This window comes from Candidatus Mancarchaeum acidiphilum, from assembly GCF_002214165.1.
GTDB classification, from domain to species: domain Archaea; phylum Micrarchaeota; class Micrarchaeia; order Micrarchaeales; family Micrarchaeaceae; genus Mancarchaeum; species Mancarchaeum acidiphilum.
This window is the reverse complement of record NZ_CP019964.1, coordinates 350,237-364,310: the sequence shown is the minus strand read 5'-3', so window position 1 is coordinate 364,310 and position 14,074 is coordinate 350,237. Positions and strand designations below refer to the sequence as shown.

Annotated in this window: 12 protein-coding genes; 7 read left to right on the top strand and 5 right to left on the bottom strand. The window is 37.8% G+C overall.

Going from position 1 to position 14,074, the window contains the following annotated elements; genetic code table 11:
* Window positions 1–16 precede the first annotated feature (16 nt).
* The 3 genes from Mia14_RS01960 to Mia14_RS01950 all read left to right on the top strand — a co-directional run bounded on the left by Mia14_RS01960 (window position 17) and on the right by Mia14_RS01950 (window position 3,489).
* Window positions 17–877 (top strand): hypothetical protein, encoded by an 861-nt coding sequence (locus Mia14_RS01960; RefSeq protein ID WP_088819883.1) that lies wholly within the window; start codon window positions 17–19, stop codon window positions 875–877.
* Between the two features lie 232 nt (window positions 878–1,109).
* The gene (locus tag Mia14_RS01955) at window positions 1,110–2,564 is read left to right on the top strand and encodes an MFS transporter (protein ID WP_088819882.1); all 1,455 of its coding nucleotides are present in this window, start codon (window positions 1,110–1,112) and stop codon (window positions 2,562–2,564) included.
* A gap of 310 nt (window positions 2,565–2,874) precedes the next feature.
* Complete coding sequence (locus Mia14_RS01950; RefSeq protein WP_088819881.1) at window positions 2,875–3,489, top strand: hypothetical protein; 615 nt, start codon at window positions 2,875–2,877, stop codon at window positions 3,487–3,489.
* Here Mia14_RS01950 and Mia14_RS01945 read toward each other — a convergent pair whose 3' ends face one another.
* From Mia14_RS01945 to Mia14_RS01930, 4 genes are all read right to left on the bottom strand, one after another.
* A complete protein-coding gene (locus Mia14_RS01945) occupies window positions 3,490–4,971 on the bottom strand; it encodes an MFS transporter (protein WP_088819880.1) in 1,482 nt (493 codons plus the stop codon).
* 153 nt (window positions 4,972–5,124) lie between these two features.
* Window positions 5,125–5,625, bottom strand: a complete 501-nt coding sequence (locus Mia14_RS01940) for an 8-oxo-dGTP diphosphatase (protein ID WP_088819879.1) — start codon at window positions 5,623–5,625, stop codon at window positions 5,125–5,127.
* A 48-nt stretch (window positions 5,626–5,673) separates the two neighbouring features.
* Window positions 5,674–7,197, bottom strand: coding sequence for an APC family permease (locus tag Mia14_RS01935; RefSeq protein ID WP_088820605.1), 1,524 nt, complete (start codon window positions 7,195–7,197; stop codon window positions 5,674–5,676).
* Between the two features lie 17 nt (window positions 7,198–7,214).
* Window positions 7,215–7,490, bottom strand: coding sequence for a peptidylprolyl isomerase (locus tag Mia14_RS01930; RefSeq protein WP_088819878.1), 276 nt, complete (start codon window positions 7,488–7,490; stop codon window positions 7,215–7,217).
* Window positions 7,491–7,723: 233 nt separating this feature from the next.
* Here Mia14_RS01930 and Mia14_RS01925 point away from each other — a divergent pair, with 233 nt between their 5' ends.
* From Mia14_RS01925 to Mia14_RS01915, 3 genes are all read left to right on the top strand, one after another.
* Window positions 7,724–9,589: a DUF2070 family protein gene (locus Mia14_RS01925; RefSeq protein ID WP_088819877.1), complete on the top strand. Its 1,866-nt coding sequence runs from the start codon at window positions 7,724–7,726 to the stop codon at window positions 9,587–9,589.
* Between the two features lie 7 nt (window positions 9,590–9,596).
* Window positions 9,597–10,595, top strand: coding sequence for a diacylglycerol/polyprenol kinase family protein (locus Mia14_RS01920; protein WP_088819876.1), 999 nt, complete (start codon window positions 9,597–9,599; stop codon window positions 10,593–10,595).
* 102 nt (window positions 10,596–10,697) lie between these two features.
* Complete coding sequence (locus Mia14_RS01915) at window positions 10,698–12,485, top strand: MFS transporter (RefSeq protein ID WP_088819875.1); 1,788 nt, start codon at window positions 10,698–10,700, stop codon at window positions 12,483–12,485.
* Window positions 12,486–12,645: 160 nt separating this feature from the next.
* On the opposite strand, the gene Mia14_RS01910 is transcribed toward Mia14_RS01915, so the two are convergent.
* Complete coding sequence (locus tag Mia14_RS01910) at window positions 12,646–12,966, bottom strand: hypothetical protein (protein WP_088819874.1); 321 nt, start codon at window positions 12,964–12,966, stop codon at window positions 12,646–12,648.
* 124 nt (window positions 12,967–13,090) lie between these two features.
* On the opposite strand from Mia14_RS01910, the gene Mia14_RS01905 reads away from it, so the two are divergent.
* A complete protein-coding gene (locus Mia14_RS01905; protein ID WP_088819873.1) occupies window positions 13,091–13,909 on the top strand; it encodes a hypothetical protein in 819 nt (272 codons plus the stop codon).
* The last annotated feature ends 165 nt before the right edge of the window (window positions 13,910–14,074 follow it).

Below are 14,074 nucleotides of genomic sequence, written 5' to 3'. Positions count from 1 at the left end.
ATTTAATAGTAATTGTATGATGGCATATAAAAGCAAGGCTGGATTCAAGGAAATTCTGAAAGCTACAGATGCTATAATCTTGGATATTAATAATAAAAATCAGTCTGATTTTGTAAAGAAATTTGTTGATGCGACAGTTAGATTTGCTTACGAGAATTTTCCTTTCCTTACATTAGATAATTCATACAACGTAGAGGTTCATATGAAAAAGGAAGACACGTTACTTGGAGGGTCTTTTACAAATGAAAAAGGTTACTTAAGAAAATTAAATGACAACAAGGATGTAGTGAATTATACGCTTGGGGTACCTGGAAAAGAGAATGGAAATTTGACGATTTATTTAGGGGATGAAAAAAACGATGTAATTGATTTGAAAAACAAGAACCAAAGGACCAAATTTGGGTTTGATTTGTTTTTGACAGCATTGCATGAAATTTTACATGCAAAGATCAACGAATTGAACAAAGGCAAAGAAGCTCCTTACCCGATTGGATATGATGAAAGCTATTTAATAAACGAAGCGATGGTGTATTTCATATCTTACTTAATAGCAAAAAAACTTACATCTAACCAGGATTTGTTAAAATGTTCTGGTCCTGCCCATAAATTGCCTGATTTTTCAAGAATAATCAAATACGAAGATTTTAAAAAAGAGCTAGCTTTTTCATATAGAAAGGTTTCTGTTCTTAGCTCACAATCGGACCATGAAGATCTTATGTTTGGAGAAGAGCTTGCGGACATTATTAAAACGGAAAAGCTTGTCTACAATATATATGACAGATTTAATGGGGGCTTGGATGATTTCCTGAATACGGTAAGCGGCATTATGTCACTAGACCAGCTTTTCGATATATCTGACAAGTACATGAAAAGTTAAAAACTGTTAGTATTAAAAAATAAAAAGATAAGTTACTAAACAAGTTTTGAATTGCCATAAAATAAATTTGGGTATAAGAAAATAAAATTTGAATATGCTTTACATTTATCTAGATATTTTTTATAAATTGTAAAATGGTTGTCCGTTTTCATCTAATTGCTTAGGAAGAGTTCTTACTTACTTGGTTAAAAGAGTTTTGGATTTGTGAATATTAACAAAAGGGAAAAAGCTTATGCAGGACAAACCTATTAATGATAAAAATAAGGTAGAATATTTAAGTAAAAAGAATATTTATCTGATAATTGCAATTATGGCGTTTGCAGGCATACTTATCAGTTATGTAGAAACTACAATAGTTCTTGAAATTCCAATATTAGTAAAATTTTTTAATGTATCCTATGACTCAGTATCCTGGATATTAATAGCTTATATAATAAGTAGTACTATATCTGCTGCATTATCGGGTAAGATTGCGGACAATTATGGAAAAAGAAAAGTGTTTTTAGCTCTTGCACTTTTTTATGCTTTGGCTGTATCTATGGGAGGGTTTGCGAGAACACTTGATGAACTGATAATAATAAGGGCTATACAGGGTATTGGTACAGGTATGTTCCCATTGGCTTTCGCTGTTATAAACGATTTTGTTGATAAGGATAAGTTACCATTAGCTCAAGGAATAATGGGGGCCACATTAACCATAGGGGCAGGGCTTGGACTAGTTCTTGGTACATTGATAACACAGTCGTATAGATGGCAATGGTCATATTATTCTACAATACCTGCAGCATTTGTACTTGTAATATTAACTTATGCATTCCTAAAAGATAAGATTTATCCAGGAAATTTAGCACTTAAACAAAAAGGCAAAGTCGATTATATAGGGGCTTCAGCACTTGGTATAAGCCTTTTTTCTATCATATTTTACATATCAGAAGGTGGTATAGTTGGTTATACAAAACTTTATATGCTATTTACTTTGGCAATATCCTTTATATCTCTTATATATTTTGTAAGATATGAAATGAACTTTACAAATCCCTTCATAAATATTAAACTCCTTAAAACAAGGAACGTTCTGCTGAGCAATATTGTTGGATTATTTGTAATGGCATTGATGTATATTTTATTCTTTACAGTACCTACATTTTTACAGGACCCCTCTCCTTCAGGCTTAGGTAAAACAATATTTGAATCGGGCATAATTGAGTTGCCCCTAGCATTATTAAACATAATATTTGCACCTATAGCTGCAACGGTCATAAAAAGGAAAAGTGCAGAAGAATCTATATTAATTGGTTTTGGAATAGCCTTAGTTTCCTTCATATTGCTTATTGATTATCGTTATACCGTAACTGGTATAATAATAGGATCTGCAGTTTTTGGTTCAAGCATGTCATTCATGCTTGTAGGCGTCATAAACAAGCTGCTTAACTCAGTCCCAAAGGAAAATGCAGGGGAAGCTTCAGGAGTAAATGATGTATTCAGAAATATTGGTATGGCAATAGCACCAGCAATTGGAGGTGTAATTGAAACTATATATTTTATCTCTGTTAAAGTTGCTCCGACTGTGATTAGGCACTTTCCATCTGCAACTGCATTCAATTACATATATTACATAGGGCTTGTATTTTCCATAATTGGTATAATATTAACTTTATTTATGAAGCCAAACAAGGAGGTAGATTGACTCTATTTATGGTGTTAATTTATTTTGTGATACCATACCATGAATGAATTTCTGGGACACTGTGTTGGCCGTAATTGGTCGGATTGGGTTTTGCCGCTTCTTTGGGTATGCATGGTACCTGTATGCGGTTTTAATAGCAAACCAGTTAATTTTACCTTAATATTTACTTGCATTTCGGTGGCTTATATCCCACCGCTAAGCGTGTGGGTTTTACGTTACTTTAGATAAAGTCAAAAACCTTCAATTTGGATAAGGATTTTTAAGCTTTTATTTGCATTTATGATTAAACGCTTTATTAGGGTTAGACTAAATGATAAACGACTCGTTGCTGGACAAGGAGATTTTAAACATTGACAAGTTCTTCCATTCACTAATCAATGTAGAACTGCCTTTGCCAAAAGCACGTATTTCCAATGAGATTGATGATGCGGAGGTATCTTCCAATGACGGATCTACAGGATATGTTACGATAAATCCCTCTTATTTAAAAGGCAGAAACAGGATAAGTTACAGAGCTCTTCTGGCACATGGCTATTTTCATCAGGTACAGTACTTTTTGATTGGGTTTTATAAGAGTTATTTGAAAGAGATAAAGAAAGGGCTGGGAAGCGGGTTAAATTCTGAGAGATTATCCGATCTGCTTGACAATTTAATTGAAAGCTCCGCAATGTTCTTTGCGATATCTTATATTACTAAAGATCTCAGAGGAAGTGCCAGGAAGTATAAGATTATTAAGTACCTAAAATCAAAGCAGTATATGCCCTTGAATGGCAAATTTTACAATGGGAATGGCGTCATGCTTTTAGCTTATTCCAATAGCCATTACAGCATAAAGGATACTGTAAGCAAAGTGCTAAGCCCAAAAGAAGCAGTAGGCATTATGAAGATTTATTTGGACTCCGTAACAGCTTCGGATAAGTCTTGATTATCGCTCTGTTTCTGCTGACAGATTTCTGGATTTTGCATAAGTTCCTGTCTCTCCTGGATGGTGCAACTTTTCCATCCTGTTCTCTTTACCTATTGCAAAAGAAAATATTCCTGCAATTATGAGCATTGCAATCAATGCTATGAATGCGACATGCATTCCTGCAACAAAGCCTTTGCCTATCCCTCCAATGACCTTTGATGTGCCTGCAAATATCTCAAACGCAAGATACCTTGGAACGGCTGATGCGGCTGCCACAAAAGCTATTATAAAGCTGCCTATTAAACCCAAGCTGCTGAACAGCCTAAGTGTCCCAGAAGCAGATCCTCTCAGCTCTCCGGAAACATTTGCCATCACCGCGCTGTTATTTGCAGGCCAGAACATGGCACCTCCTAATCCTGTTATTATAGTGCCTATCACAACGTAGTATATCGGTGTTGTGACACCAAGTACCAGCAGGTAGAACAGTACACCCAATACCATAAACATGATTCCTATTGTTGACAGAATTCTGGCACCGAACTTGTCCGAGTACTTTCCCATATAAGGTGCGAGTACACCACTGACAACATAACCCGGGAACAGGACAAGCGAGGCGTATAGAGGCGAGTATCCGCGCACCCCTTGCAGGTACATTATAAGAAGAAATGTCACTCCCATAAACCCAAGGCCCTGGAATAATGATGCGAGCAGAGAATTCTTGAATATCTTGTTCTTGAACATGCTGAAATTTATTGTCGGCATCTTTATTTTCCTATCTATAATCACAAATATAATGGTTGATATTATTCCTATAACCAGCATTACCACATTCAAAGAGTTTAACCCGACCGAAGCGTAGTTTATACCTGCATATGATATCAGGGCTATCGCAATTCCCAATGCTGCCATCCCGTACAGATCCAACTTGTCATTTGTTTTATTCTTGTCCTTTACGTACTTAAGGCCAAGTATTACCGCAACTATCCCTATAGGCACGTTTATGAAGAATATGTAGCGGTATCCTATGTATGTTGTTATAACACCTCCAAGCAGTATTCCAAGAAGGGCCCCTATGTTCCAGCTCATCCCTGTGAATCCATACGCCCTTCCTATCTTGTGCCTCTCGAATGTATCGGCTATTATGGCGCTGCTGTTCGATGCTATCAATGCTCCCCCTATTGCTTGAACAGCCCTGAATATTATAAGTGTTATATCTGTTGGGGCTATCCCGCAGAGGAATGACGCAATAGTGAATATTACGAATCCAAGATTGAACATCTTGCTCCTTCCGTATATATCTCCTATCCTGCCAAACTGCGTTGAGAATACTGCGACAACAATCATGTATATTAGTATTACCCATATTATGGTTGATATTGTAGAATGCAGTGCCTGCGTCATCGCTGGAAACGCAAGAAGCACGATAGTAGAATCTATTGACGCCATAAGCGTGCCTATGACTATTACGGCGAGTATAGTATCTTCCTTTGACCAGTTCATTTTTTCCCTCTTTTAAGAAAAGCGATTTTGAATAAAAAGATTAAATTTAAACTATTATTGAATTCGAAAGCTATTTATAAGTTATTGAAAAATAAACGCCAAATCCTACACATTAACAATGTTTGTAAACACTGCGCAAATAAAACTTATGCTTTATAGCACCTTGATATTCGATTCCTTCAATCTCTTATCTGCGTCAAATACAAAAATGCATTCTAATTTCATGCCCTTCAGAATTTTGGGAAGCCAAATCCTGTCATCCGGCCACATCTTGTCATAGGGTATATCGCTTATATCAAACCATTTGGGTTTCATCTCCTCACTTTCAACAGGATCACCGACCCATTTGTTAATCCTGAATATGACTGCTTTCTGGTTCCAGTTCTGGTCCGATGGGACCCCCTCAAAAAAGAAGCTTAAAGTTCCTACTTGTTCAATCTCTGTAGAGTTTATTCCTATCTCCTCATTGGTTTCTCTGATTGCTGTTTCCTCTATTGTCTCACTTTCTTTCTGCTTTCCTCCATACCCATTCCAAAGGCCTTCTCCAAACCCTCTTTTTTTCATTGCAAGCAGTATCTTTCTTTCATCCCATATCAATGAGAGGCTGACCTGCCTTAGCTTTGAAGTATCGTACTTTTTATGAAGATCATCCATTCGATTACCTTATTTTTATTAAGCTTTAAACCTGAAGTTTGCATTGCATCAACTATCATCAGTTACATCATTTGCCATATCCAAGGCCTCGCTGTAAAGGAATCCTAGTATTATCCACCCAAAGAACAGGTAAACCGTGTACTTGTCTATTCCAGGCAATGAGAATACTAAAACTATGAACGATAAAAGGCTTGCGAGAAAACCTATACCAAACTCCACAATACGCTTGTGCAGCTTCTTTATTGATATCCTAGCCAATGATATACCCGCTGATATATGAACAACCAAGTTAGTCAATCCTGCAAGTGCACCAAGGGCTATGAAAGCGGCATACAGCCCTATGAACTGCGTCACCGATACTATTACGATTACAAAGACCATCACTATGAATATCTCAGACAGTATGGGCTTGTCATTTATATTGATTGAGAATATAGTAGGGAATTTCTTGTCAGAGCTCATCGCGCTGAAAGTCCTGGAGTTCGCTATCATGTAGGCCATCCCTCCAAGAGTGCCATCGTTCAATGCTATGAAGCCTATGAGTATCGCACCGATTATGCCGAACTTGACTGCCATGAGCTCTATTACATTCCCTGTAAAGCTCAATGCACCCAAGGAGTAGAAGAAAAATGCTGCTATGAAACCCCCGACCAAGAGAACAGATATTGAGGCCTTTCCTATTGTCCTAGTCGAATCTTTTATGTCACTGCTTAATGGGGCAATAGACCCGTATCCTGTAGGTATGCCCAAACCGAATATAACGGCTGTAAACAGCAATGCTGGGAAGCTTATAGGGTCGTAGAAGTGCCAATGCGATGTATTTAGGAAAAATATCGAAAGCGCAATTATTACCGTTATTTCTATTATTGACATTACCATTGCGTATTTTGCGGATATCTTTATCCCTTTTAAGACAAATGCGGATGCTATTACTGCAACAACCAACGCAAGGAAGGTTTGGTTGATCCCTGTAAATGTAAAAAGTACATATGCACCCCCAACTAAAAGAGCACCTCCGTAAGCCAGAGAGTACAGAAAATAGCTCCATCCTGTCTCCAGCCCAAGCTTTGATGTCAGTGAATAGAACGCATATATATAATATCCACCCCCTCTTTTGAACTTGCTTGACATCACATATACAACAAGCCCGTTTATCAGCACTACAAAGGTTGCTATTATCATGGCAAACGCTCCTGCTACTCCCACCATGCTTATCATTACAGTGCCAAATGTAAGCAATGATATGAAAGGGGCCTGCCCTCCGAATGCAAGGAAGAAGGTTTCTTTGAAGCCCAACTTTTTCTTCTCTTTATCGTCTTCCTCCTCCTTGTCACCTTTTGCTTGGCTGCTGGCAGCACCATTTGCTGCGCTAGCTGCCGCTTTGTCATTAGATTTCTTGTCCTTGTCAAGCTCCTTGCTTATTTTATTTATATTGCCATTGAATATCTCGCCGCCTTGGCTGGATGTCTCTACAGTATTAGCTTGGCTTGGGCTATCAGAAGCAGAAACAGGATTTATTCCTAAATTGCCATTATTGTCTGCCGTATTATTAGATGGGTTGTTTTCTGCCATGGGACCAAGATATATAATCAATCAGTGCGCTTTATTATGTGATAGCCGAACTGCGTCTTTATTATCCCTGAAACCTCCCCTTTCTTAAGATTGAAGGCAGCATTTTCGAATTCTTTTACCATCATACCCCTCCCGAAATATCCAAGGTCTCCACCCCTTCTTCTTGAGCCGTCAAGTGAGTATTCGGAAGCAAGTTTTGAGAAGTCCTCCCCGCCTTTTAGCTTTTCAAGAACTTCCTTTGCTGTTGACTCCTTATCAACTAGTATGTGTGAGCATCTTATTTTATCAGGCATAGAATCAATTTTATTTATATCTCAAATTTTAAAAACGTATTGATGGTTGCTATACCATAAGTATCCGGATTGGAAGAACTTTTAGAAAACATTTATATAATGTATCAATAAATCATAGTGTAAAATATTAAAAGCAATCTGCTGCATGCTTTGAAGATCTATTTATATTAAGCAGGCAGCCGGAATTTAAATATACATTGCAGACTAGGCTGCAAAATTTAAGGAGTGTCTTGATGGAAAAATCTGAAGCTTCAAAATTTAAAAGCTACGAAGGGGCATTGAGCAATGTAAAGGTTTTCTCGAAGAGTTTGCCGGGAACTCGTACACTGCTTATTATTTCAATAATATACAGCTTGCTGATAGGAATCATATCCTCCTCAATTGCGGGGCACAGCATATTTTTGAGCAACTTGGGAAGCGTCATGGCAAGCGGAGTACTGGTTGGCATAGTCGCACTTATAGTGCCATTTACCATGACAATAATTGCATTTAAGGCAATGAAAAGGTATGTGACTTTGAAGTACATACTATTTTCTTCTATGATTTCTTTGCTTTCATATGGGGTATTTGTAATGCTATCGGTTTCAATAGCCTCATTGACAGGGATAGCTGCATTGGGCGTCCTTGTAATACTTTTAGGAGATGCTGCAATATACGCATGGTGGTTCTTTGTATCAAAGATACTACTTAATGAAAGGAAGGCATCGGCATTGACCTCACTGATACAGCCAACTTTGAACCTTCTTTTCCTTATTCCGGTATTTAAGATACTGCTTATACCGGTGCTTCCACTTAAGATACTCCTTGTGAAATTATACTTTGGGATATTTGTATTCCTTCTGATTGCATATGTGATAATTTACTTTATAGATTCGCCGATTAAAAAATCTCTTGGATACAGCGGATTTGATGTGTTTACTCAAATGCTTCAGGATTGGCTATTTAATGTTAATATAATGATTCCACAGCCTATCATGAGCAACTCGCCAAGTTATAATGTAAATACCGACACCATCGTGTTCAAGGACCCTTCTGGCAAGGTTAAAGGCATATTTTTTGTGCCGAATTTGCATTATGGACCTATGGGCACTATAGGTAGTAGCAATTTCCCTTACCTGCTGGAAAAGTATTCGGTAGGGAATTATAAGGCAACTACAATTATAATGCACCCGACTGTAAGCGATGATTATAATGCAGTGTCAAGCAGCGAATACGGAAAGGTAAAATCCGCATTGTCGCAAGGAGTTAAATCCTCCATCAGGCTTAATTTTTCAGATAACTCTGAATTTTATGAGGGAGGTTATAAAACTGCAAAGGTTACACTCATCAAATTTGGGTCTTTTGGTATAGCGACCTTTACGCGCGCTCCAAGGGTAACAGAGGATATAGCACCTGAGACAGCAACATTGTTTAAAAGTGCTTTACAGGCATATGTTAAACATCCTATTATGATTGATGCACATAATGCGAGGTATGAATCTGCCCCAAAGAAGGAATTGGAATCTGTGAAGATAAATTCGGGAATCGCAAACGATTACATTAAAGCTATATCGTCTTTGCACAGGATAAGCAAAGGAAAGCTTAAGGCAGGGTTTTATTCGGTGAACCCTGCATCAAAAATTAACTGCGGTGTGGATATAGCTCCGGGAAACATGAATATATCTGTGCTTTCTTTTGGCAAATTCAAGTACTGCATGATATATTTTAATGCAAACAATGTAAAACCACAGTTTAGGGAATCACTGGTTAACCACATCCGGAAGAAATACGGGATGTATGGTGAAGTGTATTCTACTGATACACATTTTGTAAACTCTTTCAAGCTTACGGCCAGCAATGTCTTAGGTCTGCACACAAAGTACTCAAAAGAGCTTGAAAAGATGGTAGATCAAGGCATAGAGTCTGCAGTTGAGGACATGTCGGAATGCACCATAGGGCATTCCAGCATAAAGATGAAAAACTTCAAGATATGGGGTGCAAATGGAAGAGACAAGATAGTTACAACCCTAAATTCAATGATAGCAATAGCAAAATTGGCAGTACCTCTTGTAATAATAGGAGGGTTCTTTTTGGCTGCATGGATAATATACGTAATTTAGTGTGATAATGAATTTCTCTGCGAACTATTTGGTTTACCTATCCTATTCGTTAATCTTATTCTTGCTAATCTTAATTGAGTATAAGTATAAATTCAACTTAATAAAGAAAAGGAAGGCATCAATATTTAGGATAAATAACTTGGCACTTGAAAAGTTGGTGCAAGTAATTGCCCTTTCATTGGTAATCGGCGCGGTGTCACTGTTCAGCCATTCAACTCTCCTGGTCCTGGCATCAATTCTCATTGCTGATTCCTCGTACCTCCTACTAGGTTTATATGGTGTTGACAAGAAGCTGTTCATCGCTTTCACTGCATTGTTAATCGCATTGGTGATATTGTATGCCAATAATGGGTTGCTGTTGAACCTTGCCCTTAGATCCATAAGCATAGGGTCATTATTTGGGCTTGAAGCAGTGTACTTGAATTTCAGCAAAAAGTCAAACGGCACCACCCACATAGAGACAGATAGAGATTTGTTTGAATTGACGCTTGGGGTTATTGTTATATCGATAATATTTATTTTGCCTAAATATTATATGGAAATTATACCTATGCTTATTTTGCTTGGATACATATTCAATTCCTACATATATGATACAGATAAAGGCTTTGCATCATTATTCCATGAACTGGAAAGGAGGTCTGATATATATGGGTTCGGTGCATTGACCTTGGCTTTTGGAACAATGCTGATAATTTCATTTGCAACAGTTGCTAATTACGCCGCATTCTTCCTTATAGTGCTTTTCTTTTCTGATTCGGCAGCAACAATATTCGGGATTAAGTTCAACAAGTTAAAACTGCCTTACAATAGTAAAAAGACAGTGTCTGGGACATTGGCATTCTTCGCAATAGGGGGCATATTGGGCTATCTGCTGGTTGGGCCTATCGCCATATTAATATCCGTAGTATTGGCGTTGGTTGAGAGCCTTCCTATAAAGATGGATGACAATATTACTCTTTCCATAGCTTCAATTCTAATATTTTACATTATAGTTTTTGCCTAAGCAATTGGGATATTTTTAATATTAAATAAAAGCACGCTTTACAAACGTTTATATAGATTTAGTTTAAAATAAAACCAATCAAATTTTCGCAGGGCATGTTAAATGGATACCGGCAATGGCACTCGCTTAAATAAAAAGAAACCTACTTCTAAAGACGAAAGTAATTACGAAGAAAGAGAGGACAAACTCGAAAAAGAGGAGATGGAAAAGGAGAGCAGGTATGGGAAGCACTACAAGTGGGTTGCATTGACTAACACTACATTGGGGGCCTTGATGGCTGCCATGAACGGATCCATACTATTAATTGCGTTGCCTGCAATATTCAGGGGATTGAACATAAATCCATTGGTGTCTTCAAACTTCGGCCTTCTGCTTTGGCTTTTGCTAGGATACAATGTGATAACTGCCATATTCACAGTTACAATAGGAAGGCTGTCTGATATGTTTGGAAGGGTGAAATTATACAACCTCGGATTCTTGATATTCACAATTGGATCAATAGCGCTTTACATATCCTCGCTTTACATTACTGGGGTTGATGGTGCATTGTCCCTTATATTATTGAGGCTATTCCAAGGAGTTGGAGGTGCTTTCTTGTTTGCAAATAGCACTGCGATACTTACCGATGCCTTCCCTCATACTATGAGGGGCAGGGCTATGGGTTTCAACCAGATTGCTGCAGTTGGGGGCGGCCTTATAGGCTTAATCGTAGGTGGGCTGCTAGCTGCAATTGACTGGCATCTTGTATTCTTGATAAGTATACCTTTTGGCATAGCCGGAACCCTATGGGCATACTTGGAGCTACATGAGATAGCTTCTATAGAAAAGGACCAGAAATTCGACATTCCTGGAAATGTGCTATTTGCAGCCGGAATAATGCTTATACTTTTGGGATTGACTTACTCCATAGTTGGTTACAATGGAAATCCCACAGGATGGGGCAATCCATTTGTATATGGAACCATAATAGCTGGCATAGTGCTTATGATACCTTTTGCCTATATAGAGCTGAAATCCAAGTTCCCTATGTTCAGGCTCCAGCTATTTAAGATTAAGGCATTCTTATTTGGTAACTTGAGCTTGCTTTTAGCAGGCATTGCAAGGGGAGGGTTGCAGTTCATGCTCATAATTTGGCTGGATGGCATATGGCTTCCACTTCATGGAGTTCATTTCAGCAAGACACCTTTTGATGCTGCAATAGACCTAATACCATTCATGATGGGATTCATAATCTTTGGCCCAATCTCCGGTTACCTTTCAGACAGGTATGGAGCGAGGTTATTCTCAACACTTGGAATGCTTATCAATTTCGTTGGGTTCTTGGCTTTGGCAGCATTGCCTGCGGACTTCAGTTACATTTTATTCGCAATCATAACGTTTTCGCTTGGATTGGGGCAGGGACTGTTCTCCGCTCCGAATACAACAGCTATAATGAATTCGGTGCCTGAAAATACAAGAGGGTCGGCATCGGGCATGAGATCCACATTCACGAATATATCTTTCATGTTCAGCATGGCACTGTTCTTCACTATACTGATCCTTGGCATGTCTACAGAGCTATCAACCGCACTTTACAGCGGGATGGTTAATGCAGGGATACCTGCAAATGCCTCCATGCAAATTTCAAAGCTTCCTCCCACCGCGGCTTTGTTCTCTGCATTCCTTGGGTATAATCCTATGAAGACGCTGCTTCCCGCAAGCGTTTACAGTGCATTGCCAAATTCGACTAAAACAGAAGTTACAGGACTTTCCTTCTTCCCACATCTGCTTTCAAAGCCGTTTATGGATGGTATGAAATTGGTCCTCTATATAGGTTCAGGGATGGCTCTTATAGCTGCAATAGCTTCGGCTTTAAGAGGAAAGCGCTATATTTATGGAATTGAGAATTGATTTTGGCAAATGCGCATTTCAGTTTGTGATTCAATTCCAGGGCTTCATTGGCAGTTCTGGTTTTATTATAAGTAGAGTATCCTGTGCTATTCCGCCGCAAGTATATTTAGGGCAGAAAAACTAGAAAAATAAAATAAAGTCATAACTTTAAGCAAGCGTTTCAGAAGCTTAATATGGAATACCCATCGTCTACGCTTTCTGCTATGTATTTTCCTATTGGCTGAAGGTCAACTTTTCCTTTCAATTTCTCCTCAAGGTTGTTGTTTCTTGCAAAGTTTATGCATGCTAGTGGATGAAGAACCTCTGAAACCTTCTTTAACCCCTCCTGCAGTTCGGCATCCTCTGCAATAACTCCTTCACTGGGCCCCCAAAACATCAACTTTACATCCTTTCCCTGCTTCAGCATTTCGGAAGTAAAGTTCAATGCCATTTTTATCTTCGCTTTTTCTCCACTCATCACTATAGAAAGTATTTTTGCCATACAATTATTTAAGTTTAAAAATATTTATTCTATATTATGCAAAATATTTATTCCAATAAACCTAGCATAGAGGTTAAGATAAATATAAATATTATATAAAATCTAAACTTTATTTAGTGATGTTATGGGATTCGTTAAAGCGGTTCAAAAAGGAATGGCAGAAAAAAGGATAGAAAAGGAAAGCGGTGAGTTTTATAGCAAGTTACTTCATGATGGAGAAAAGGTACTTGATGTATTTAAAGATGCAAAATATGATTTTAGTTATACTGATACAAATTCACCAAAATCTGGTGATGTTATAATCACGGACCAACGTATAATTTTTACAGGCAAAAGGGTAGATTTAGACAACCTTAAGAAAGGGGATGTTTATTCCGAGATAAGCCTGAATTTGGATGCGGCAAAGGAAAGCGTACGAGAAGTAAGTAGACATAACAAGATAGCTTTGAAAGAGGTTGAAAACGGTAATTTAAAAAGCTTTATAAAGGGAAGAGGTTATATGGAAAATTATACTGCCTTTAAGGATAGAGTTGGAGTATTTGGCAGTGTAGATAAAAAAGGGATATTTGGAGGTAAGATAAAAATTACTTTTTACTTGCTTCAAGATATGTATAGCATAGAGATTAAAAATCACCTACAAAACTTAAAGTCATGGGAGGAGGAGTTATCAAAAACCAATTCTAAGGATCTTGATAAATACCAGAGCTTGATTAGAAAGACGGAAAAAGTGTATTCCGACCCTAAATACTTTGATAAGTTTTTGAAATGGATGAACCCCGCAAGGGTTAACGTTTTGATAGAGAAGCTTGATGGCAATTCTGATGAGATTTTCAACGTGCTTTCAAGGATAGATAGTTCACAGTTAAAAGAGTTCATATATGACAAGGGGGCTGTGGAAAAAACGTACATGGAAAGCAGAATGCCTGTGGAATTGAGGAAGTAATTCCTTATTTATTAGGGCTTTTTTGGTTTTTATCGAAAATGGCATAAAACATATAGGATTTGGCATTGAAGAAAGCAACTTTTTATGGTTGGCTTTATAATGCCAAAAAATTACGTATTAATTCCTATTTTTTATTATTCTCTGTTTTTACATATGTGATATAAA

Bases quoted from the DNA above. Each gene is read 5' to 3' on its own strand.
- Mia14_RS01960 (WP_088819883.1), top strand. From the start codon at position 17: ATGATGGCATATAAAAGCAAGGCTGGATTCAAGGAAATTCTGAAAGCT.
- Mia14_RS01955 (WP_088819882.1), top strand. From the start codon at position 1,110: ATGCAGGACAAACCTATTAATGATAAAAATAAGGTAGAATATTTAAGT.
- Mia14_RS01950 (WP_088819881.1), top strand. From the start codon at position 2,875: ATGATAAACGACTCGTTGCTGGACAAGGAGATTTTAAACATTGACAAG.
- Mia14_RS01945 (WP_088819880.1), bottom strand. From the start codon at position 4,971: ATGAACTGGTCAAAGGAAGATACTATACTCGCCGTAATAGTCATAGGC.
- Mia14_RS01940 (WP_088819879.1), bottom strand. From the start codon at position 5,625: ATGGATGATCTTCATAAAAAGTACGATACTTCAAAGCTAAGGCAGGTC.
- Mia14_RS01935 (WP_088820605.1), bottom strand. From the start codon at position 7,197: ATGGCAGAAAACAACCCATCTAATAATACGGCAGACAATAATGGCAAT.
- Mia14_RS01930 (WP_088819878.1), bottom strand. From the start codon at position 7,490: ATGCCTGATAAAATAAGATGCTCACACATACTAGTTGATAAGGAGTCA.
- Mia14_RS01925 (WP_088819877.1), top strand. From the start codon at position 7,724: ATGGAAAAATCTGAAGCTTCAAAATTTAAAAGCTACGAAGGGGCATTG.
- Mia14_RS01920 (WP_088819876.1), top strand. From the start codon at position 9,597: ATGAATTTCTCTGCGAACTATTTGGTTTACCTATCCTATTCGTTAATC.
- Mia14_RS01915 (WP_088819875.1), top strand. From the start codon at position 10,698: ATGGATACCGGCAATGGCACTCGCTTAAATAAAAAGAAACCTACTTCT.
- Mia14_RS01910 (WP_088819874.1), bottom strand. From the start codon at position 12,966: ATGGCAAAAATACTTTCTATAGTGATGAGTGGAGAAAAAGCGAAGATA.
- Mia14_RS01905 (WP_088819873.1), top strand. From the start codon at position 13,091: ATGGGATTCGTTAAAGCGGTTCAAAAAGGAATGGCAGAAAAAAGGATA.